This is a genomic window from Acinetobacter sp. ANC_7513 (genome assembly GCF_056779915.1).
The window spans coordinates 1-210 of record NZ_JBWYIW010000041.1; the positions used below are offsets into that span (position 1 = coordinate 1).

Below are 210 nucleotides of genomic sequence, written 5' to 3' on the forward strand. Positions count from 1 at the left end.
TGATCTTTTTGCTGGCATGTCCGATGATGCTGTCTTGCGTGCTGGTGTTAATGCTTCCTTGTGCAATCTGGTTGATCTGCCCATCTGCACTAAGGTGGATGTCTTCGTTACTTTCTACGGCAATTGAACTTGGTGAAGCCAAGAGCATGATCGCTTGTTTGAAGGCCGCGGCTTTGCTTTGATCTTCGCTCTCTAAGTTTTTGAGATAGC

The 210-nt window shown here is 46.7% G+C and carries 1 protein-coding gene; it reads right to left on the reverse strand.

From position 1 onward, the window contains the following. Window positions 1-210, reverse strand: a 210-nt coding sequence (locus AC1M9B_RS14455) for a DUF2345 domain-containing protein (RefSeq protein ID WP_481609347.1), incomplete at both ends; no start/stop codon positions are given.